Genomic DNA, 20557 nt, shown 5'->3' with positions numbered 1-20557 from the left:
ATCTCAGGAGAAGCCGTCGACGATGGTGCCGGCCGAGAAGATCAGCACGATCCCGATGATGACCGAGGCGAACCAGCCCCAGTTCAGTCGCCCCATCATGCACATGAAACCGGTGCCGATGACGGCAAGCGTGGCGACCGCGATCCCGATGGGACCGGTCAGCGCGGCCTCGACGGTTTCCAGCATGGTCTGGATCGGCGACAAGTCCTGCGCGAGGGCGGGCGTTGCGAAAGCCGTCAAGGTTGTGGCGACAGGCAAGAGGTGGCTGAGGCGATGTCGAAGCATGCGAAGTTCCCTTGTTTTATTGAAGATCGATAAGGACGGGCGCGCGGGCAGGCACCCGGTCTGCGATGCTTGTGTCCGGCGCGGAAACGGGGGTGCCTGCCAGCCGAGACCGAATCCGGTGGATGCGGGCGATGTAGTCACGGGTCTCGGCGAAGGGCGGGACACCGGAATATTCGACGACCCGATGCGGCCCGGCATTGTAGGCCGCGAGGGCCAGGTCGATGTCCTTGAAGGTCGCAAGCTGTGCGAGCAGATAGCGCGCGGCACCGTCGAGGTTCTGGGAGGGATCGCGCGGATCGACCCCGAGGGCGCGGGCCGTGTCCGGCATCAGCTGCCCTAGGCCATAGGCGCCCTTGGGGCTGACGGCGGTCGGGTTATAGCTGCTTTCAGCTTCGACCAGCGCGCGGAAAAGAACCTGCCAGTCGTCGGCGCCCAGATTAACTTGGCGCAGGGCACGGTTCCTCTGGTGGCGGACGGCAGTCGTCTGGATCAGGGAGAGGATGTCGTCACGGCCGGAAGGCTGCGCAACATCCAGCGAGGCCAGAACGACTTCGGCCCCAGCGCCATCATCCAGACCGGCCCATGCAGGCCGCTCGCCATGAAACGTCCAACCCGAGGTCCTAGCCGTGCCGTCGCGGCCAAAGGCGATGACGTCAGCGGCGCTCTTCGAGGGTGATGCTGTAGTCAGGACCAAAGCGCAGATCGCGCCCGTCACCGAACTCGAGATGATGTTTGAAGAGACCCGGCCATATGTTGAAATACCGCGGCTCTGGCCCGTGTGGGGTGATCCGGGTCGAGACGAGAATGGCTTCCGGCTCGCCCTCGCGCAGGTAGATGCACTGGTAGCGCGGCTTGCCATCGTCCGTGAACCCCACGAGTTCATACCGGCAGCGGAACGCGATGCCCTTCTCGGACAGGTCTTTCACCCCATCGATGGTGATCAGGATCTGGTTGCGCGCTATCGGCATGTTCGGACTCTCCCCACGAGAGCCCTTCTACTTCACGACACTAAGGCCATAAAGTCATATGGAGTCAATACGACATATTGCAGAAAAATACATATTGCACGATAGTTGCCGCAACTTTTGCGGGAGGGCGAGATGAGACGACAGGCGATGGCAGTGGTGATGGGGGTGATGGCGGCGTTTGGAGCCCCAGAGAAGGCGCAGGCCTATGACATCGACTGCGCCATCATGCTCTGCATGGCGGGAGGGTTCCCCCCGAACGCCGTCTGTGCACGGGCCTATCGCACCATGATCCGCCGTATCACGCCCTGGCCAAGCCTGCCGCCCTTCGGGGTCTGCACCTTTGCCCATGTGCCGGTTGAGCTGGGTGGACCCGGCGGAGAGGGCGAGCTCGACACCAACCTGCCCGAATACGAATGGCTGAACCGGACCCATGTGATCTGGTTCATCGGTCAAGCCTATAGAGAAAGGGGAGGTGATCGGTATTGGGACTGGTCGCTTCGTTCCTGCGACCGAGAGAACCGCACCTGCCGGTACATCCAGCGGGTCTACCGATCCCACACACCTTGGCCCGCGACATTCGTATCGGAAAGCGGTCAGGAGATCGCCTCTCCGAGCGGCGGAAGTTCCTCGTACTTCTATTCGCGCAGTATCATGGTCGAGTACGGAGACTTCGAGGGCAACATGGGCCATTCGGAGTGGTTTTCCTACTGATCCGTATCGTTTGATGCCCTCAGGGAAACTGTGCGAAGCTCGGCCAGACAAGCATCAAAGCGTTCCCGGTCGACATGCCAGCGGCGACTTACCGAGCCATCATTCCAACGGTAATCGGTGAACAAGTGAATCTCCTGTGTGCCATCGTTCAGAAACCCGTCCTGGAAAGGCCAACCTGTCTTTCTCTTCGCCATTTTTACCCGTGCTACTCGTACTGTTCTTGCCGCTCTTTCTCTCGTTAGGGAATGGCGGGATCAAAGCCTCAGGAAGCGCATTAGCGTTTCGCGAAGAGCTCTTCGGGGTCGACATTGAGCGCCTTGGCGATGCGTTCGAGAAGATCGAGGGAGGCCGCGAACTTTGCGTTCTCGACCTTGCCCATATGGCCGCGGCTCACGTCGGCCTGATGAGCAAGCTCCTCCTGGCTGAGGCCGCGGGCGCGTCTCAAGTCCTGGATGTTCAGTGCTACACGGTCCCGCAAGTTCATGCCCGCGAAACGGGCACGCTGCGCGAAATATCGCCACGCGATATATGTTACATTCGGAGGTGCAGAGAAGAAATCTTGGAACGGCGCGAGATCGCCGGATTGGGATGCCTGCCGAAACGCAGGTCACGGGATGATCCGTCTCGCAAACATTATGGGCCGTTCAATAATTCTTTCGGAAAAGGGCGGCACCGGCAATACCGGTGCCGCCAGTTGGTCGTCCACAGGGAGGTTGTAGAGGACGAATTCTACAGGGAAATTTGGGGTTGGCCAAAAATCGCATAATTGGTATTATGTAATAAATAGCCGAAGTCAGACTCCTTCACACGGCTTCCAGCACGATGGCGATGCCTTGGCCTACGCCGATGCACATGGTTGAAAGCGATTTCTCGCCAGACTTGAGTTCTAGCATCGCCGTACCTGTGATCCGAGCGCCAGACATGCCCAGTGGATGGCCAAGAGCGATAGCGCCACCATTTGGGTTCACGCGCGGGTCGTTGTCCGCAACGCCGAGATCGCGCAGCGTGGCGAGACCCTGCGACGCAAACGCTTCATTAAGTTCGATGACCGCGAAGTCTTCTTGGCCAAGGCCCAGTCGCTTCATCAGCTTTTTCGCCGCGGGTGCCGGACCAAAGCCCATGATGCGCGGCGCAACACCGGCCGTCGCCCCACCGAGCACCTTTGCGATTGGCTTAAGGCCGTGCTTCTCAGCGGCTTCTTTGGTCGCAAGGATCAGTGCGGCAGCGCCGTCATTCACGCCGGATGCGTTACCAGCCGTCACTGTGCCGTCTGCTTTTACGATAGTCTTGAGCTTTTGCAGACTCTCGAGCGTAGTTGACGGGCGCGGATGCTCGTCGGTGTCGACGACAATCGGGTCACCCTTCCGCTGCGGGATCACGACCGGAACGATCTCTTTTGCCAGACGCCCGTTTTCCATCGCGCGGCCCGCCGCCTGCTGGGAGCGGAGCGCGAAGGCGTCCTGGTCTTCGCGGTCGATGTTGAATTCTTTGGCCACGTTTTCCGCAGTTTCCGGCATGGAGTCGACGCCGTATTGCGCCTCCATCAGCTTGTTGACGAAACGCCAGCCGATGGTGGTGTCTTCCACAGAATTTTCGCGCGAGAATGCAGTTGTAGCTTTTGGCATCACAAACGGAGCACGAGACATGCTTTCCACACCGCCAGCAACAATGAGATCGGCTTCTCCAGCTTTGATCGCGCGGGCGGCTGTGATTACGGCGTCCATACCCGATCCGCACAACCGGTTCATCGTCGTGCCAGGGACACAATCCGGAAATCCCGCGAGTAGCAGCGACATGCGTGCGACGTTGCGGTTGTCCTCGCCCGCCTGGTTGGCGCAGCCGAAAATCACTTCGTCAATGGCCGCTAGATCTAGCTTCGGGTTTCGGCTGGCCAGGGCCCTGAGTGGGATTGCACCAAGATCGTCGGCTCGCACAGAAGAAAGCGCGCCGCCATAGCGACCAATTGGTGTGCGGATGTAATCGCAGATGTAGACGTTTGTCATTCTTAGAGTGCCTTTGTCATATCCGGGACGGCGTCGAGCAGGTCTGCGACCAGGCCGTAGTCGGCGACCTGGAAGATCTGGGCCTCTTCATCCTTGTTGATGGCGACGATGACCTTGCTGTCCTTCATGCCTGCAAGGTGTTGAATTGCCCCGGAAATCCCGACCGCGATGTACAGCTCGGGCGCCACGACCTTGCCGGTCTGGCCGACCTGCCAGTCGTTCGGTGCGAACCCGCTATCCACCGCCGCGCGCGAGGCGCCGACCGCCGCGCCCAGCTTGTCGGCCAGGCCCTCGATGATCGCGAAGTTCTCCTCGGAACCGACGCCGCGACCGCCCGAGACCACGATCTTGGCCGAGGTCAGTTCCGGACGATCCGACGCCGCGACCTTGTCCTCGACCCAGGCGCTCAGGCCCGCGTTGCCGGCCGCTGCGATGGCCTCGACGGCGGCCGAACCACCCTGGCCAGCCGCGTCGAAGGCGGTGGTGCGGACGGTCAGTACCTTCTTGGAATCGTTGGACTTTACCGTCTGAATCGCGTTGCCCGCGTAGATCGGGCGTTCGAACGTGGACCCGTCCACGATGGCGGTGACGTCCGACAAAACCATCACGTCCAGCAGCGCCGCGACGCGCGGCAGGATGTTTTTCGCGCTCGCCGTGGACGGAGCAACGATATGTTCATAATTGCCTGCCAGGCTGACCACCAGATCGGCGACCGGCTCGGCCAGGCCGTTGGCATAGGCGGCGTCATCCGCCACCAGAACCTTTGCCACGCCGTCGATCTTCGACGCGGCCTCGCCTGCGGCAGCGGGGCCCGCAACCAGAACGGTCACATCGCCCAGCGATTTGGCAGCGGTCACCGCCTTGGCGGTGGCGTCCAGCGCCAGTGCACCACCGGCGATTTCTGCAAGGAGAAGAACAGCCATTACACGATCCCCTTTTCTTTCAGCTTCGACACCAGCTCGTCGACCGAGCCAACCATTTCCCCGGCCGAACGCGCGGCGGGCTCTGCCGTCTTGACGACGGTCAGGCGCGGCGTGACATCGACGCCGAAATCGGCGGCGGTCTTTTCGTCCAGCGGTTTCTTCTTGGCTTTCATGATGTTGGGCAGCGAGGCGTAGCGCGGCTCGTTCAGGCGCAGGTCGGCGGTGACGATCGCCGGCAGCTTCACCTTGATGGTCTGCAGACCGCCGTCCACTTCGCGGGTCACGACGGCATGCTCGCCCTCGATCGCAACCTCAGAGGCATAGGTCGCCTGACCCCAGCCCAGCAGCGCCGCCAGCATCTGGCCGGTCGCGTTCATGTCGTTGTCGATCGCCTGTTTGCCCGCGATCACCAGGCCCGGCGCCTCGGCGTCGATCACGGCCTTTAGGATCTTGGCCACCGCCAGCGGCTCGATATCTTGGTGCACGTCGTCGGCGGCCACGACGAGGATCGCCCGGTCCGCGCCCATCGCCAGCGCCGTGCGCAGCGTTTCCTGCGCCTGTTTCACGCCGATCGACACGACGACAAGCTCGTCCGCCTTGCCCGCTTCCTTCAGACGGATCGCCTCTTCAACCGCAATCTCGTCGAACGGGTTCATCGACATCTTCACATTCGCGAGACCAACTCCGCTACCGTCCGCCTTAACGCGAACCTTCACGTTGTAATCAATTAGGTGTTTTATAGGTGCAATTATTTTCATTGGCGTTTATCGTCTTGGAAATTTGCAATGGCAGTAACGGCCCGGGTTCCAGGCCGTTACTTGGGATGTGTCTCTGTCAATTCGCAGTATAACCGCCATCTACTACAATCTCTGCTCCGTGAACGAACGATGACTCATCCGATGCGAGGAACAGGACCGCATTCGAAACCTCTTCAGGTTTGCTTGGCCGCTTGAGCAGCGTGGCCCCCAGAATTGCCTGCCGGGTCTCTTCGTCGGCGTGTAGCAGATCTTTTGTCATGGGAGTATCGATGACACCGGGATGGATCGAATTGACACGTATGCCACTTTCGGCCAGGTCGACTGCGCAGGATTTGGTCAACATCCGTACGGCGCCTTTGGATCCAATGTAGGCTCCCGCCGAAGCGGCACCAACAATCCCATAGATTGAAGAAATATTGATAATTGATGCTTTTTCGGTCTCTTTCATCAATGGAACCGCGGCTCGGATACCGAGATAAACACCGCGTACATTGACGTTGATCGTCATGTCAAATTCGTCAGGCGAGGTTTCGTGGAGCGGCTTCAGAATGAGAATGCCAGCGTTGTTCACTAGCACATCAAGTCGACCAGCACTTGATTGCACCGTGGAGATGACATTCTTCCAATCTTCTTCAAGCGTCACGTCATGCTGAATGAATTCCGCCTTCCCTCCGGCTCCAATGATACCTTTTACTACGCTTTCACCCGCTTCCGTATCACGGTCGGTTACAAATACATGCGCGCCTTCACGTGCCAGCGTTTCACAATGGGCTTTTCCCATGCCCATGGCGCCACCTGTTACCAGTGCGACTTTTCCGGATACCCGTCCCATAGTTCTCTCCTGAGTGTTCATGAACAAATTTAATTGTTTCCGCCGGGTTTTCTTAATGCCCGACGGAATTCTTTACACCTTCTCGGCAGTGCGGTCGCGGATCAGGGATGTATAACCTTCCTCCTTAACCGCACTAATGGCATTGCGATAATTGCCAATCCCGGCCATGTAGAACATCACCGCATTCTTCTTTCCGGGGATATTTGCGCCGAAGATCCAGCTTTCAGCTTTGGGGAAGAGTGTCATGTCGGCGATTTCACGGCAGGTGCCAACCCAAGCGTCGCGCGCCTCCACGGTTGGCTCCACACTTTGAACCCCCTCTTCTTCCATTGCGCAAATCGTGTCAGCGATCCATTCAACTTGCGTCTCAATGCTGGGGGGCAGGTTAGTGAAGGGGCCATTAGGGCCAAGGATCATGAAGAAGTTAGGGAAGTCTACCTCCATCATGCCGAGGTAACCGAGTGGGCCTTCCTTCCAAGTGTCGCGCATGGTCACGCCTCCGCGTCCGCGGAGGTCCATTTTGACGTAATTGCCGTCGACCGCATCGAAACCAGTGGCAAAGATTACGATGTCAAGCTCATGCTCCTCGCCGCTTTCGAGACGAATGCCGTTCGGAGTGAACTCTGCGATCGGATCGGCCTTCACGTCGGCGAGGGTCACGTTGTCTCGGTTGTAGACCTCGTAATAGTTGTTTCCGCAAAGCGGGCGCTTGGCGTAAAGGTCCTTCGGCGTCAGTTTCTCTGCGACCTTGGGGTCCTTCACGATTTGCTTGATCTTGCCCTTGATGAAGTCAGCGGCCGCATCATTGGCCACTTGGCTGGTCGCAATATCGCAAAAGGTGCCAAACATGAAATAGAAACCACCGCCGCGCTGCCAGGCGGCTTCGAAGACCCGCTCCCGTTCCTCGGGCGAGGCGGTTTCGGCGGGTTCGGCGCTTTCTTCGAAGCCGAAGGCCACAACAGAATTCTTCACTTGATTCCAGATATTATCGTAGTTCGCCTTTTGCTCGGCGATGGTAGCATCGTCTTGCGGGGTGTTCCCAATCGGCACGACATATTGTGCAGAGCGCTGAAAAACAGTCAGGTGTTTTGCAATTGGTGCCGTTGCAGTGATAACCTGAACACCCGTCGAGCCGGTGCCGATAATGCCCACGCGTTTGTTGCTCAAGTCCACTCCCTCGGGCCAGGCACCTGTGTGTAAGATACGGCCTTTGAAATCATCGATGCCCTTGAATTTTGGAACATTCGTTGCGGACAAGAGACCGAGGCCAGTGACAAGGTATTTTGCGGTAACTGTCTCACCACTATCAGTGATCACGTTCCAGAGACCGGTTTTTTCATTATAGTGCGCGCCATCCACTTTGGTGTCGAACTTGTAGCTGCGTCGAAGATCGAGATGATCCGCTACCTCGTTCATGTATTCGAGGATCTCGGGCTGGGTCAGATACCGGGTTTTCCAGCGGCCTTTTCGAAGCAACTCTTTGTCAAAAGAATAGCGATAGACATAGCTTTCCGTGTCTGACAGCGCACCGGGATATCGGTTCCACCACCAGGTGCCGCCAACGTCACTGGCGCTGTCATAGCCCCGGACGTTCAGTCCCTGCTCGTTGCGAAGTTTGTGGACAGCGTAAAGCCCGCCGAAGCCCGCGCCAATGACGACTGCGTCAAAATCCGCTCCGACCGTTTTAGTATTCTCAGTCTGAATGTTCATATCACTCCTCCCAGAGTAAGACCGCTCCGCCCCGCAGATTGCGGGTGAGATGCTAGATGAATGTTTCGTAGGGGTTTGTCTCGCACCGCACCGCAATGCAGTGCGAGTACAGGTCTCAGAGGGCCCGATACCATGCGGCGATGCGACCAAGTTCCTCGTTTGCCTCGGGCGCGCGTCCCGAAAGCGCGGGAAAGACATGCTGCATGCCTTCGACGATAGACAGGGTCACGTTTACGCCCTGTGCCTTGGCCTTTTCGTGCAACCGTTCGGCATCGCTCTTAAGCGTCTCGGCCCCTCCGGCATTGATATAGAGCGGCGGGTAACCGGTGAAATCGTTCTCCAGCGGGTTGGCCAACGGATTAAGCGGATCCGTGCCTTCACCGAGGAACATCCCCGCCATCGCTTCGAGGATCGGTTTGCCGACTAGCGCATCGGTTTCCGCGTTGGTTTCCAGTGTTTCCCCGCGCATCGCCATGTCGAGCCAGGGCGAATAGGCGATGACCGCTCCGGGCAGTGGCAACCCAAGTTCGCGTAACTTCAGCACGCTGGCGATGGCAAGATTGCCGCCAGCACTGTCGCCAGCCGTCAGAATATTTCTTGCCTTGAAACCCTTATCCAGCAGCGCTTTGTATGCGGCTACTGCATCTTCGATCTGCGCCGGAAATGGGTGCTCGGGTGCGCGCCGATAGTGCAGGATCACCGACGTAACCCCAAGCACCTTAGCGAGGTGCCCTGCCATTTTTCGATGACTATCGGCTGAGCCGACGGCAAAGCCGCCACCATGAGTGTAAACAATTACACGCGAGGTATCTGCCCCGGCTGGTAGGGCCCAGATAGCCTCAACTCCTCCGACATGATCGCTTTTGTAGCTAACGTTTTCCGGCTCTAGTGCGGGCTGCCCCCATTCATCGAACATGCTGCGCAGGTTCGCGATCGTCAGGTCTGGGTTCTCGACCATCTGATCGGTCCAATTCTGATAAAGCGCCCGCAGCGTATCGGCTTCTCTACTGATTTCCATGTTTATCCTCCCAAGCATAACATTTGGCAAAGCCACCAACTGACGTCGCCAATCTCGAAGACGTCAAACGGTCAACGGCATACGCCAATTATCTCAGAGTAAGGGCGAAAAATGCGCCATGTATTGAACAATCCTGCTTTGGAAATAGTATGATCGTGCTCAGCCTGTCGTGAGGCAGATATGCCCGTTACTAGGCTCTGTTGATGGCGTGGATACCCCCTCCCGACGGCATCGCAATGTGCCACTATGATGAGCGTTAAAAGCCATCACAGAAGGAAGGAGCATCTATGTCCGAAATTAAAATTATCGGTGTCGACTTGGCAAAGCGCGTTATCCAGTTGCATGGTGCGTACAATGATGGGTCAGTCGCGTTTCGCAAAAAGCTTTCACGAGGCCAGTTTCTCGCGTTCGTGGCACAGCAACCCAAATGCATGATCGCCATGGAGGCGTGGCCACGGCGTATGGCTGGGGCCGCGAATTTGAGAAGCTGGGGTGCGACGTGCGGTTGATACCGCCGGTCTATGTGAAGCCGTTCGTCAAACGCCAGAAGAATGATGCGACCGATGCAGAGGCCATCTTGGAGGCTGCATTGCGTCCAACCATGCGCTTTTTCGCAGTGAAGACGGAAGATCAGCAGGCCCGTGCCATGCTGTTTCGCACGCGGCAGATGTTTGTCGGCCAGCGCCCCCAGATGATCAACGCTTTACGCGGCCACCTCGCCGAACACGGATTGGTCGCGGCCCGCGGGCCTGCCCATCTCAAGCGACTCGCGGACGCAATCGCAGGTGATGACACCGCGCTGCATGCTGAGGTTCGTGACCTCGGCCGGATGTATCTGGGGCAGATTGAGGGGCTGAATACGCGTGTTGCAGAGCTTGACGCGAAGATGCGATGTGCCGCCAAGAAAGCCGACTTGGTGCGCCGAACACAAACCATGCCGGGCGTGGTTCCTGTCACGGCGCTTGCGATCGAGACATTTGCCCGTGACCTGGCCACCTTCCGGCGCGGGTGCGATTTTGCCGCCTGGCTTGGGCTTGTGCCGAAGCAGCACTCGACGGGCGGCAAAGCCCGGCTCGGGAAGACCTCGAAGATGCGACAGCGCGACTCCGGACACTCTTGGTCTCTGGCGCTATGGCTGTCCTCCAGGCTGTCGAGCGGTTTGACACACCGAATAATGGCTGGCTGAAACGCCTACTAACCCGCAAGCCGCGCATGGGTCGCCGCGATTGCGCTGGCCAACAAGATGGCGCGTGGCCTCTGGGCCATCATAATGAAACAAGAGGATTACCGGAATCCGGTGGCGGCGATGGCATAGCGAAGACGGCATGCCACGACGTCCCGGTAAGTTGGGAGTGTGAGGAGGTCACTGAAAAGTAAGGGCAAAGGATCGATCAGATCCGGGTCAGAGAAAGCAGCATTTGTGCAGGAGCCACCGAGCTCGGTTTGTTGATATGCCTCTGGTCCGCGCATCGCCATACCGGCCCGCGGTTACATCAGCGCCGCACACAGAGGCCTGATACATGACCGCACCCGATCACACGCTCGCGCCGTTCAAAAAATCACTTGCACCAATGGGGGCATGCATGCACAAATCCCGTGTCGGACTCATCTTATGAATCCAGCGTGGTAGCTGAGGTGCATGAGCAGACCGACAACCCCGACATACAAGACCATGAACTGGCCCGCTTATAACGAAGCGCTCAAGCGCCGTGGCTCGCTGACGATCTGGTTTGACCCCGAGATGAGCTGGGAGGCCGTGCCGACAGGCAGAAGAGTTACAGCGACGCCGCGACCCAGACCTGTCTTTCGATGAAGGTCCTGTTCGGCATGGCCTTGCGACAGGCGACCGGGTTCGTCGAGAGCCTGTTGCGGCTGATCGGTCTCGACTGGACGGTGCTCGACTTCAGCACCCTGTCCCGGCGCCAGAAGACCCTGGCCGTGAACATCCCGTATCGCGGCTCCAAAGGGCCGTTGCACTTGTTGGTGGACAGCACGGGGATCAAGCTTGAAGGTGAGTGGCATGCCCGCAAGCATGGCGGCCCCAAGCGACGGGTCTGGCGCAAGATCCACCTCGGGATCGACGAGCAAACGTTGGAAGTGCGCGCTGTTCAGATCACCGGGAGCCACATCGGTGACGCTCCAGTGTTACCCAACCTTCTTGAACAGATCCCGGCAGACCAGCAGTGTCACGGCTGACGGTGCGTATGACACACGAAAATGCCAGGACGCGATTGCGGACCGTGGCGTCCACGCCGTTATCCCACCAGGTAAGAACGCAAAGTCTTGGAAGACCATCACCGCCTAAGCCGCGTCGAGACGAAGATGCACTGTGTTAAGTTGCTGGGGCAGCGCCTTATGGCGCGGGACTTTGACCGTCAGGTCGCGAAAACCCTTTCTAAATAACGAGGCACCCTCCAGTCGCAAGGGTCCTCTTTGACAAGCGCGCTAAACAGCGCGGCCAACCGATCCTTGCCGATATTTTTGGCGTGGTGCATCAGGCCTCCCCGCCAGCGGGGAAATCCGTAGCCGTGAATCATTACTAGGTCGATGTCTTGCGGTTTTTCTGCGACGCCTTCGTCAAGGATATCGCAGGCTTCCGCCACCATTGCGAGCAAGAGCCTTTCTACGATTTCGTCAGCTGAGAACTCCCGGCGAGTGAAGTTCATTTCTTCTGAGACACGGAGTATTTCGCTAGCGACCAGCTCCGAAGGTGAGGGTTTGCCGTCCGGCCCATAGTCGTACCATCCGGCGCCCGATTTGCGTCCTAGGCGTTTGTGCTTTTCGACCAGCCGCTCGACCAAGGGCATGTGACCACAGCAGTTCCCTTCTGCAGCGGCCTTGCGACGGATATTCGCGTAGGCGATGTCCAGCCCCGACATGTCCTGTGCAGCATATGGACCCATCGCCATACCGAATCCGCGCATAGCCGCGTCGATCTCGTCGACAATAGCCCCCTTCACCAGAAGGCGATTAGCGGCGTGACGGTAGCTAGACAAAATTCGGTTTCCGATGAAGCCATCGCAAACACCAGACAGTACCGGGATTTTACCAAGCCTGCGCGCCAGCACAAATGCTGCACCTAATGTATCGTCTGACGTTCGGTCGCTCCTGACGACTTCCAGAAGCTTCATAATATGCGCAGGACTGAAGAAATGAATCCCTACAAAGCGTGCTGGGTGCTTCAACCCATCAGAAAGCCGATTTACATCGAGATAGGATGTGTTTGTGGCAATAATCGTCTCGGGCGGCAGAGCACCTTCGAGTTCGGTCAAGATCGCGCTCTTGACCGCAAAATCCTCGAAGGCCGCCTCGATTGCTAGATCGGTTGGTGGCAGAGCGTCATAGCCTGAGACCGTAACCAGCCGGTCCTCAACCGCCTTTCCCGCATCGGGGGACAGAATGCCGCGACTGATACCCTGATCAATCAGCTTTTGCAGGTTTTCTCTGGCCCACTCTGCGGACGAGGCACTGCGTTCGACGACAGTCACCGAGATCCCTGCGGTCGCTAGCGTGTACGCAATAGCTGCTCCCATATTACCACCACCGACCACGATGGCGGTTTCAGCATCTCGGGAAGGTCGGGGGTAGGTGCGCCCCTTGTTGGTTGCGGTACGCTCGGTGAAGAAAACGTGCCTAAGGGCCCGCGCCTGATCCGAGGCACGAAGGTCCAAAAACGCAGCGCGCTCGCTGGCCAGTGCGTCGTGCAGCGGCGTCATCGCGCTGGCCGCGACCAGGTCCACCGCAACATGCGGGGCATTCTGGCCAGGCATACGCCGCGCTACCTGCGCGCGGGCGACTTCCGCTGCGAAGTGGTTTGGCATTGGTGAAGGAAGATTGTCGGGTGCCTGTGCCGCCTCTAGAACAGCGTCATCGAGAGCTATGGCCGCGCCAAGCGGGTCATCGGCTAGCAGCTGGATCAGTCCTATTTTCAGTGCCTGCTCGGCGGAAACAGCCTTCCCGGTGACGATCATGTCAAGCGCAGCTTCAATACCGATAAGTCGCGGCAGTCTTTGGGTTCCCCCTGCGCCAGGCACGATCCCCAAGTTTACCTCTGGCAGGCCCAGTTTGGTAGAAGTTGAGGCGATGCGATAGCAGCAAGCCAGAGCAATCTCTAGTCCCCCACCAAGCGCAGCCCCGTTGATGGCTGCGATAGTCGGAATCGGAAGGTGCGCAAGTTGCAACAGCACGTCATTTAGTTGTGGATCAACAGGCAACTGTCCGAATTCCTTCGCATCCGCGCCCGCGACGAACGTCGTTCCTGCGCCGGTGATAATCAGCCTGGTAGCGCCAGTTTCGAGGACTTGGAAGATACATTGTTGTATTCCAGCCCGAACCTCCGCGTTGATTAGGTTAAGCGGCGAATTGTCTATGGTCAGAATTGCTGCGCCATTTGAGAAGCTTAATTCAACAGGCATGGGCATCCTCACAGCACTGGCGCTCGATTGCGCGAGATAAATTTGGTATTGAGATAGCCTTCGAAGGTTTCTGTCCCGCCTTCAGTCCCATAGCCGCTGTCTCTTACGCCGCCAAACGGAGTCTCGGGCAGAGCCAGGCCGAACTGGTTGATGCTTACCATACCTGCCTGCAAACCCGCAGCTGCTTTATCTGCACGCTCCAACGAATTGGTAAAGACATAGGACGCCAGCCCGAAGGGTAGCCCGTTGGCCCGCGACAGTCCGTCCTCTATTTCACGAAAAGACGAGACGACAGCAATCGGGCCGAAGGGTTCTTCGCGCATCAAGTCGATGTCGTCGTTGGGCGTATCGACGACTGTCGGGGCATAGAAGTTACCATGATTCCCAACCCTTTTGCCTCCCGTCAACACCCGTGCACCGTTTTCGCGGGCATCCTCGACGAGCTTTTCCATCGCATTCACGCGTCCGCGATGACACAATGGCCCCATCTGTGTGCCCTCGGTTAAACCATCGCCCACCTTTACGCTCTCAAATGCTGAAACTAGCTCGGACAGAAATCGGTCGTAGATGCCTTGTTGTACGTAAAACCGGGTTGGGGCGATGCACACCTGGCCTGCATTGCGCAGCTTGTTGCCCGCCAAGGCGCGCGCCGCGGCCGTGGCATCGGCGTCGTCGAACACCAATACGGGCGCGTGACCGCCGAGTTCCATCGTCGCCCGCTTCATGTGGCGGCCAGCCAATTCTGCCAGATGCTTGCCCACCTCGACCGAACCGGTGAAGGTGATCTTGCGCACCTCGGGGCGCGCAATAAGAGTTTCCGAAATGAAGGCCGCATTACCCCAGACAAGGTTCAGACAGCCTTCGGGCAAGCCTGCATCCAGCAGATAGCGCGCAATTGCCATGCAGCCCGCCGGAGCCTCTGCCGGGGCTTTCAAGATCATCGTGCAACCTGACGCAAGCGCCGCCGCGACCTTGCGTACCGCTTGGCTCAGCGGAAAATTCCAAGGCGTGATGGCAAGGCAGACGCCTATCGGTTCGCGCACGACAAGCTGCTGTACCCCCGGGCTGCGCGATGGAATGATGCGCCCATAAATGCGCCGACATTCCTCGGCGTGCCAGTCGACGTGGTCAGCTGAGGCGCGGACCTCAGCCAAGGCCTCAGCCAGCGGCTTGCCTTCATCGAGAGTGATCCAGCCAGCGATCAGTCTGTCATTTTGGCGCAGCAGGTCGGCAAACCGTCGCAAAATTGCACTTCGTTCCATGGGAGAGCTGTTTTTCCATCGGCGAAAAGCTGATTCGGCCGAGTGAACCGCATGGTCCAGATCTGCGGCGCTAGCCTGCGGAATCTGTCCGATAGTTTGCCCGTTTGCAGGGTTTATGACTGCACGATCCTCCGGCGTGGGAGAAGCGATCCAGTCCCGTCCGATGAGGTGCTGGATGGTCGGATAATTCATTTCTTTCATGGCGTTATGCCCTCGCTCAGTTGTGTCATCCGCAGGATCCGGCACGAAGGGGACCAGATGGACGACTTTAGTTTTCCGCATAGCGGAAAAGTTTACCACAGTATTGACGCGGACGTTATCGATCGTTTAGATGTGTTTCAAGACGCATAATTCTTCCCGAGGAGGGATGTCGTGAGACCAAGGAAAGACCGCACCAAGGACGCCGAGAGACAGGACCGCGATTTTGTCACGGCGTTGGCGCGCGGCTTGGAGCTGTTGCGGGCCTTTCGGCGGGAAGGGGAAGCTCTGGGGAATGGTGAGTTGGCCGAGCGCACTGGCCTGAGCAGATCGACGGTCTCAAGGCTGGCCTATACACTGAACAAGCTGGAATACCTCAGCTACGATCCGGATACAGCACGCTATCGACTGGCCCCTCCAGTGCTTTCGCTGGGTTTCTCCTGCCTTGCAGGGATTCCGCTGCGGCAACTCGCAAAGCCCTTTATGCAGGAATTAGCCGATTACACAGGTATGCCGGCGGCCATGGCCAGTCGTGACCGACTATCGATGGTCTATCTAGAGCGGTGCAAGGGCACCAACGCCGTCACGCTGGCGATTGAGGTTGGTGCCCATATTAAACTGGCCACTACCGCGGTTGGTCGCGCCTGCATAGCGGCACACGGCCCGGATGAGCAGGCCAGAATTCTGGCCCTTGTGGAGGAACATGAGGGTGACAACTGGCCGAATGTGCAGCCCGGAATCGAAGCAGCTATCGAAGACTACCAACAGTACGGTTATTGCACGTCCTTCACGGAGTGGAAGCGTGATGTGAACGCAGTAGCAGTGCCCTTCGTGCCGACGGACGGCTCACCCATCATTGCCTTCAACTGCGGCGGTCCTTCGCAAACCCTTACGCGCGATTGGATCGAAAGCGACGTCGCGCACCGCCTTGTCGATCTTGTCCGCCGCGTTGCGGCGGTCGCACCCTGAACAATAGAGAGCATAATGGCCCTTGATACAGATACCCTTTCCCAGTTTCTCGACGCGCTCGACCGCTTCGTGAAAGAGCGACTAATCCCTTACGAGGATCGCGTCGCCGATGAAGATGTGATTCCGCCTATGCTGGTCGATGAAATCCGCACGATGGGCCTTTTCGGCATGTCGATCCCGGAGGATTTCGGCGGGCTTGGCTTGTCGATGATAGAGGAAGTGCAAGCCGCTTTCGTTCTTGGCCAGGCTTCGCCTGCGTTCCGGTCGCTAGTTGGCACAAACAACGGGATCGGCTCGCAGGGAATCATCATCGATGGAACCGACGAGCAGAAGGCGAAGTATCTACCAGCTCTCGCCTCCGGAGATATGATCGCATCCTTCGCCCTAACCGAGCCAGATGCTGGTTCGGATGCTGGCGGTCTGCGCACCACTGCGCGGCGTGATGGAAACGATTTCCTACTGAACGGCACGAAGCGCTACATTACCAATGCGCCGCGTGCCGATCTATTCACGGTTTTTGCCCGGACCAGTCCAGAGGTGAAAGGTTCTGCCGGCGTAAGCGCTTTTCTCGTCGAGGCAGGGACGCCGGGCATAACGCTTGGCCAGCCTGACAGGAAGATGGGGCAGAAGGGTTCGCACACATGCGACGTCATCCTTGACAATGTCCGCGTGCCTGCCTCGAACATCATCGGCGGGCCGGACCGTCTGAACAAGGGCTTCAAAACGGCAATGAAAGTCCTTGATCGGGGCCGACTGCATATTTCTGCCGTCTGTGTGGGCGCCGCCGAACGGCTGATCCGTGACAGCCTATCCTATGCGATTGAACGCAAACAATTCGGTGAACCCATCGCTGAAAAGCAACTGATCCAAGCCATGCTGGCTGACAGTCGCGCCGAGGCCTTCGCAGCGCGTTGCATGATCGAAGAAACAGCACGCCGCAAGGACGCTGGTCAGAACGTGTCGACTGATGCTGCCTGCTGCAAGATGTTTGCCAGTGAGATGGTAGGTCGAGTGGCCGATCGCGCAGTGCAAATCCACGGCGGTGCAGGATACATGGCCGAATATGCGGTCGAGCGCTTCTATCGCGATGTGCGTCTCTTCCGCATCTACGAGGGGACAACCCAGATTCAGCAAATACTGATCGCGCGGAATATGATCCGCACTGCAGCAGCTTAACAGGAGCGAAGACAAACTATGGACTTCAATTTCCTTTCCACCCCGAGGATCGTCTGCGAGAGCGGTGGGCTTGGCCGGATCGGCAGCCTGATGCAAGATTTGTCTTGCACCCGTGCGCTGGTCGTGACGGACCCGGGCATATTGGCCTGTGGTTTTGCGGACGAGGCAGCCGCCTCACTTAGGGCTGCTGGCATCGAGGTTGAGATTTTTCATAAAGTCAAAGCGGACCCCCCGATCGCTGTCGTCGAGGCCGCGGTAGAGGTCGCGCGGGCCTTTGGTGCTGACGGAATCATCGGACTTGGCGGCGGCAGTTCACTGGACACTGCCAAGGTCATCGCAGCGGCGGTAGCCAACGATCAACCGATTACGGACATGATCGGGATCAATCAGGTCACCGATAAACGCTTGCCACTGATTCAGGTGCCAACCACGGCAGGGACCGGATCAGAGGTAACATGGGTGTCCGTGCTGACTTCGGAAAGCCACGAAAAAAAAGCGGTATATGCACCGCAGCTTCTGCCTGACGTTGCCTTGCTAGATGCAAAGCTAACATTGGGAATGCCTCGTCACATCACAGCGGCCACGGCGTTAGACGCAATGGTTCACGCCATTGAGGCAGTAACCAGTCGCACCAGAAAGAATCCCATTTCCGATGGAATGGCGGACAAAGCGCTGGTGCTTCTCGGTCAGAACTTACCAATCGTCATGGAAACGCCTTCGGACCTGTCAGCGCGAGAGGCCATGCTGTTGGGGGCGACACTGGCTGGGATGGCCTTCATTAATGCCAGCGTGGGGGCGATTCATGCCTTGTCATACCCACTGGGAACAGGTTTCAAGGTTCCTCACGGGCACGCAAACGCTCTGGTCGCAGGACCAGTGATGAGGTTCAACATGCCCGTTGCAGAAGCTGAATATGCTCGTCTATCGCGGTTACTACTGCCCTCGCGGCCTTTTAACTCTGATGCGGCTGCGGCCCATGGCCTGATCGACGAGATGGAACGGATGCTAGTCGAAAGCGGACTTGAGTCTCGACTTTCTGGTGTCGGAGTGACCGAGGCAGCCATTCCCGGAATGGCTAATGAGGTCGTGACCGGTATCACGCGATTGCTGGAGACCAACCCGCGCGACATGACAGCCGAAGATGTGTCGCGCCTCTATCAGGAGGCGCTTTGATGGCTGGCTCATTGGACGGGATCAAGGTGGTCGACCTCAGCCGCGTGCTGGGCGGGCCTTACTGCACCCAAATGCTTGCGGATCATGGCGCTGAGGTCATCAAGGTGGAGCCGCCTCTGGGCGACGAGACCCGCAGTTGGGGCCCGCCTTTCAATGATGAACTCAGCGCCTATTTCTCTGGCGCCAACCGCAACAAGCGGTCCATCGCTATCGATCTGCAGCAACCGGAAGGGCGCGACCTGATATTGCGGTTTCTTCAGGATGCAGATGTTTTAGTTCACAATTTTAAGTCTGGTACTCTTGAAAAATGGGGGCTTGGTTATGATGATGTTCTCAGGGCACGTTTTCCTAGACTGGTACTCTGCCACGTGACTGGATTTGGTTCCGATGGCCCACTTGGCGGTTTTCCCGGCTATGACGCCGTGGTACAAGCTATGACGGGCCTCATGAGCATCAACGGCAATCCCTCCGAAGGCCCGACACGCATGGGTACGCCCATCGTGGACATCGGCACCGGTCTGATCGCCTGTAACGCTATTCTCGCCGCACTTTTGGAACGGGGCCGGTCCGGATTGGGCCAAGCCATCGAAGTGCCGCTATATGATTGCGCGATCAGCATGATGCATCCCCAAGCGGCTAATTCCCTCATGTCCGGACAGATACCAATGGCGACCGGCAATGGGCATCCAAATATCGTACCATACGACATGTTCGAAACAAGTAATGGCAAACTCTATCTGGCTATCGGTAACAATGGTCAGTTCGCAAAACTCTGTGACGTGCTTGGCCTACCTGAGGTGCCCTGCGATCCACGATTTGCCGACAATGCCGCGCGTCTTGCGCATCGGTCAGAGATGACAGAGGTCTTGTCAGAGTGCCTGGTGCAACATGACGCCTTCAAACTTGAGCCGGTGCTTTTGAAAGCTGGGATTCCCGCCGGAGTCGTTCGGAATGTGAATGAAGCGTTGGAGCATCCACACACCCGACATCGCGGAATGGTGGTATCAGTTGGCACCTACCGCGGCACCGGCGTGCCAGCACGCTTGTCGCGTACCCCCGGAGCGGTTCGCGCGGCACCGCCTCGCTTCGGGCAGCATAGTAGGCAGTTGCTTAGCGAGGCTGGACTGACAGAAGCTGAAATCGATAGATTGACTCAAGCGGATATCGTTCGAGAAGAACCGCGGATGCGCGAGACGACCTAAGCCGAAATTTCAGCTCAAGCGGACGATCGTGAAAAAGTTCAGGGAGGCCAAGATGGAAAGATTGCTCATATCACCGGACCGGATACCCGAATGGATTCCCGGCACGACTACGTTGGACAGTTCCGGGTGCAACTGGAACGGCATTACCCTGAAGGGCTATCGTTATGAGCGACAAGACGCGGCAATTCCCCCCATGCGCGACTATATGATTGTTGCATATGATGGCGCGCCAACCACTATGCGCCGCACGAGTGGCGGCCCATGGCAAAGCGCGCGCGTAGAGAAAGGTAGGATTTCCTTGCTCACGCGTGCAGAGGAATCCACTTGGAGTTGGTCCGAGCCTATCACGGTTAGACACGTCTATCTCAATCACAGCGAACTCGAAAACACGGCCCTTTCGGTCTTTGATCGTGACCCGAAGTCCATTGAGATCAATGATTGGCTATCTGCGAAGGACCCCTGTATCCTGAACTGCATCCAATTGCTAGAGAATGAGCTAAAGAACGGTGGAATCGGCCAGAGATTGATCATCGACGCCCTGCGCAGCCAGATCGCCGTTCACCTTCTGCGTCAGTACGCCAAGGTCTCTTTGACCAGCGACGCAAACTCGAACTTCAGCCCTGCTCAAAGGCAGAGAATCATCGATCTCGTTGAAAGCTGCTTAGGTGAAAACCTCAGTCTGGAAGACATGGCCGCATCTATCGGTTTCAGCCAGTTTCACTTTTCGCGTCAGTTCAAGGCGGAGTTTGGGTTGGCACCGTATGCATATGTTTTGCGCAAGCGAATATCGAAGGCCCAGGAGATGCTGAGAAAGGGTAATGCCCCCCTGAAAGTGGTCGCGCTTGACTGCGGTTTTGCAGATCAGAGTCATTTTAGTCGAACTTTTCGAAAAATGACAGGCGCGACCCCCGCCGAATTCCGGCGCATGGCATAATGACCGGAAAACTATTCCTT

18 protein-coding genes and 2 pseudogenes are annotated in these 20557 nt (G+C 57.9%); 8 read left to right on the top strand and 12 right to left on the bottom strand.

Annotation, left to right across the window (positions count from 1 at the left end):
• Positions 1–3: 3 nt before the first annotated feature.
• From AAFO90_RS12170 to AAFO90_RS12160, 3 genes are read right to left on the bottom strand one after another with little or no spacing between them, the layout of a single operon-like run.
• Entirely contained in the window at positions 4–285 is a 282-nt protein-coding gene (locus AAFO90_RS12170) for a TrbC/VirB2 family protein (RefSeq protein WP_347509571.1), read from the bottom strand.
• Positions 286–301: 16 nt separating this feature from the next.
• Positions 302–979 carry a lytic transglycosylase domain-containing protein gene (locus AAFO90_RS12165; protein ID WP_229737797.1) on the bottom strand — a complete coding sequence of 226 codons (678 nt, stop codon included), beginning with the start codon at positions 977–979 and terminating at the stop codon, positions 302–304.
• Entirely contained in the window at positions 939–1253 is a 315-nt protein-coding gene (locus AAFO90_RS12160; RefSeq protein WP_347509570.1) for a hypothetical protein, read from the bottom strand. Before AAFO90_RS12160 ends, AAFO90_RS12165 begins: the two co-directional genes overlap by 41 nt.
• Before the next feature lie 132 nt (positions 1254–1385).
• Between AAFO90_RS12160 and AAFO90_RS12155 the strand changes: the two genes are divergently transcribed.
• Positions 1386–1964 (top strand): hypothetical protein, encoded by a 579-nt coding sequence (locus tag AAFO90_RS12155; protein WP_347509569.1) that lies wholly within the window; start codon positions 1386–1388, stop codon positions 1962–1964.
• A gap of 274 nt (positions 1965–2238) precedes the next feature.
• On the opposite strand, the gene AAFO90_RS12150 is transcribed toward AAFO90_RS12155, so the two are convergent.
• The 7 genes from AAFO90_RS12150 to AAFO90_RS12120 all read right to left on the bottom strand — a co-directional run bounded on the left by AAFO90_RS12150 (position 2239) and on the right by AAFO90_RS12120 (position 9208).
• Positions 2239–2448, bottom strand: a complete 210-nt coding sequence (locus tag AAFO90_RS12150; RefSeq protein ID WP_347509568.1) for a helix-turn-helix transcriptional regulator — start codon at positions 2446–2448, stop codon at positions 2239–2241.
• A gap of 319 nt (positions 2449–2767) precedes the next feature.
• Complete coding sequence (gene pcaF / locus AAFO90_RS12145) at positions 2768–3967, bottom strand: 3-oxoadipyl-CoA thiolase (protein ID WP_347509567.1); 1200 nt, start codon at positions 3965–3967, stop codon at positions 2768–2770.
• A 2-nt stretch (positions 3968–3969) separates the two neighbouring features.
• A complete protein-coding gene (locus AAFO90_RS12140; RefSeq protein ID WP_009804214.1) occupies positions 3970–4890 on the bottom strand; it encodes an FAD-binding protein in 921 nt (306 codons plus the stop codon).
• Positions 4890–5648: an electron transfer flavoprotein subunit beta/FixA family protein gene (locus AAFO90_RS12135; RefSeq protein WP_009804215.1), complete on the bottom strand. Its 759-nt coding sequence runs from the start codon at positions 5646–5648 to the stop codon at positions 4890–4892. Before AAFO90_RS12135 ends, AAFO90_RS12140 begins: the two co-directional genes overlap by 1 nt.
• A gap of 76 nt (positions 5649–5724) precedes the next feature.
• Positions 5725–6480 carry a glucose 1-dehydrogenase gene (locus AAFO90_RS12130; RefSeq protein WP_009804216.1) on the bottom strand — a complete coding sequence of 252 codons (756 nt, stop codon included), beginning with the start codon at positions 6478–6480 and terminating at the stop codon, positions 5725–5727.
• 72 nt (positions 6481–6552) lie between these two features.
• Positions 6553–8190, bottom strand: coding sequence for an NAD(P)/FAD-dependent oxidoreductase (locus AAFO90_RS12125; RefSeq protein WP_009804217.1), 1638 nt, complete (start codon positions 8188–8190; stop codon positions 6553–6555).
• Positions 8191–8305: 115 nt separating this feature from the next.
• A complete protein-coding gene (locus AAFO90_RS12120) occupies positions 8306–9208 on the bottom strand; it encodes an alpha/beta hydrolase (protein WP_017468330.1) in 903 nt (300 codons plus the stop codon).
• 287 nt (positions 9209–9495) lie between these two features.
• On the opposite strand from AAFO90_RS12120, the pseudogene AAFO90_RS12115 reads away from it, so the two are divergent.
• Together AAFO90_RS12115 and AAFO90_RS12110 are read left to right on the top strand one after the other, a co-directional pair.
• A pseudogene (locus AAFO90_RS12115) lies at positions 9496–10523 on the top strand (IS110 family transposase).
• Positions 10524–10847: 324 nt separating this feature from the next.
• Positions 10848–11611 (top strand): annotated as a pseudogene (locus AAFO90_RS12110) (IS5 family transposase).
• Here the strand turns inward: AAFO90_RS12110 and AAFO90_RS12105 are convergent.
• Entirely contained in the window at positions 11584–13623 is a 2040-nt protein-coding gene (locus AAFO90_RS12105; RefSeq protein WP_037930989.1) for an FAD-dependent oxidoreductase, read from the bottom strand. The pseudogene AAFO90_RS12110 and the gene AAFO90_RS12105 overlap by 28 nt on opposite strands.
• Before the next feature lie 8 nt (positions 13624–13631).
• Positions 13632–15086 (bottom strand): NAD-dependent succinate-semialdehyde dehydrogenase, encoded by a 1455-nt coding sequence (locus AAFO90_RS12100; RefSeq protein ID WP_224769585.1) that lies wholly within the window; start codon positions 15084–15086, stop codon positions 13632–13634.
• A 171-nt stretch (positions 15087–15257) separates the two neighbouring features.
• Between AAFO90_RS12100 and AAFO90_RS12095 the strand changes: the two genes are divergently transcribed.
• The 5 genes from AAFO90_RS12095 to AAFO90_RS12075 are packed head-to-tail and all read left to right on the top strand — an operon-like array spanning position 15258 to position 20537.
• The gene (locus AAFO90_RS12095; protein WP_037930983.1) at positions 15258–16052 is read left to right on the top strand and encodes an IclR family transcriptional regulator; all 795 of its coding nucleotides are present in this window, start codon (positions 15258–15260) and stop codon (positions 16050–16052) included.
• 15 nt (positions 16053–16067) lie between these two features.
• Positions 16068–17228 (top strand): acyl-CoA dehydrogenase family protein, encoded by a 1161-nt coding sequence (locus AAFO90_RS12090; RefSeq protein WP_037930980.1) that lies wholly within the window; start codon positions 16068–16070, stop codon positions 17226–17228.
• Between the two features lie 18 nt (positions 17229–17246).
• On the top strand, positions 17247–18401 hold the full coding sequence (locus tag AAFO90_RS12085; protein WP_037930977.1) for an iron-containing alcohol dehydrogenase: 1155 nt from the start codon (positions 17247–17249) through the stop codon (positions 18399–18401).
• Complete coding sequence (locus tag AAFO90_RS12080; protein ID WP_037930974.1) at positions 18401–19603, top strand: CoA transferase; 1203 nt, start codon at positions 18401–18403, stop codon at positions 19601–19603. Before AAFO90_RS12085 ends, AAFO90_RS12080 begins: the two co-directional genes overlap by 1 nt.
• Before the next feature lie 52 nt (positions 19604–19655).
• Entirely contained in the window at positions 19656–20537 is an 882-nt protein-coding gene (locus AAFO90_RS12075) for an AraC family transcriptional regulator (RefSeq protein WP_227511477.1), read from the top strand.
• The last annotated feature ends 20 nt before the right edge of the window (positions 20538–20557 follow it).

The sequence above is a fragment of the Phaeobacter sp. CAU 1743 genome (genome assembly GCF_039839315.1).
Taxonomy (GTDB): Bacteria; Pseudomonadota; Alphaproteobacteria; order Rhodobacterales; family Rhodobacteraceae; genus Phycobacter; species Phycobacter gallaeciensis_A.
The sequence above is the reverse complement of the archived record's forward strand: the minus strand, read 5'-3'. Positions and strand labels throughout refer to the sequence as shown.

Bases quoted from the DNA above. Each gene is read 5' to 3' on its own strand.
- AAFO90_RS12170 (WP_347509571.1), bottom strand. From the start codon at position 285: ATGCTTCGACATCGCCTCAGCCACCTCTTGCCTGTCGCCACAACCTTG.
- AAFO90_RS12160 (WP_347509570.1), bottom strand. From the start codon at position 1,253: ATGCCGATAGCGCGCAACCAGATCCTGATCACCATCGATGGGGTGAAA.
- AAFO90_RS12155 (WP_347509569.1), top strand. From the start codon at position 1,386: ATGAGACGACAGGCGATGGCAGTGGTGATGGGGGTGATGGCGGCGTTT.
- AAFO90_RS12150 (WP_347509568.1), bottom strand. From the start codon at position 2,448: ATGAACTTGCGGGACCGTGTAGCACTGAACATCCAGGACTTGAGACGC.
- pcaF (WP_347509567.1), bottom strand. From the start codon at position 3,967: ATGACAAACGTCTACATCTGCGATTACATCCGCACACCAATTGGTCGC.
- AAFO90_RS12140 (WP_009804214.1), bottom strand. From the start codon at position 4,890: ATGGCTGTTCTTCTCCTTGCAGAAATCGCCGGTGGTGCACTGGCGCTG.
- AAFO90_RS12135 (WP_009804215.1), bottom strand. From the start codon at position 5,648: ATGAAAATAATTGCACCTATAAAACACCTAATTGATTACAACGTGAAG.
- AAFO90_RS12130 (WP_009804216.1), bottom strand. From the start codon at position 6,480: ATGGGACGGGTATCCGGAAAAGTCGCACTGGTAACAGGTGGCGCCATG.
- AAFO90_RS12125 (WP_009804217.1), bottom strand. From the start codon at position 8,190: ATGAACATTCAGACTGAGAATACTAAAACGGTCGGAGCGGATTTTGAC.
- AAFO90_RS12120 (WP_017468330.1), bottom strand. From the start codon at position 9,208: ATGGAAATCAGTAGAGAAGCCGATACGCTGCGGGCGCTTTATCAGAAT.
- AAFO90_RS12105 (WP_037930989.1), bottom strand. From the start codon at position 13,623: ATGCCTGTTGAATTAAGCTTCTCAAATGGCGCAGCAATTCTGACCATA.
- AAFO90_RS12100 (WP_224769585.1), bottom strand. From the start codon at position 15,086: ATGAAAGAAATGAATTATCCGACCATCCAGCACCTCATCGGACGGGAC.
- AAFO90_RS12090 (WP_037930980.1), top strand. From the start codon at position 16,068: ATGGCCCTTGATACAGATACCCTTTCCCAGTTTCTCGACGCGCTCGAC.
- AAFO90_RS12085 (WP_037930977.1), top strand. From the start codon at position 17,247: ATGGACTTCAATTTCCTTTCCACCCCGAGGATCGTCTGCGAGAGCGGT.
- AAFO90_RS12080 (WP_037930974.1), top strand. From the start codon at position 18,401: ATGGCTGGCTCATTGGACGGGATCAAGGTGGTCGACCTCAGCCGCGTG.
- AAFO90_RS12075 (WP_227511477.1), top strand. From the start codon at position 19,656: ATGGAAAGATTGCTCATATCACCGGACCGGATACCCGAATGGATTCCC.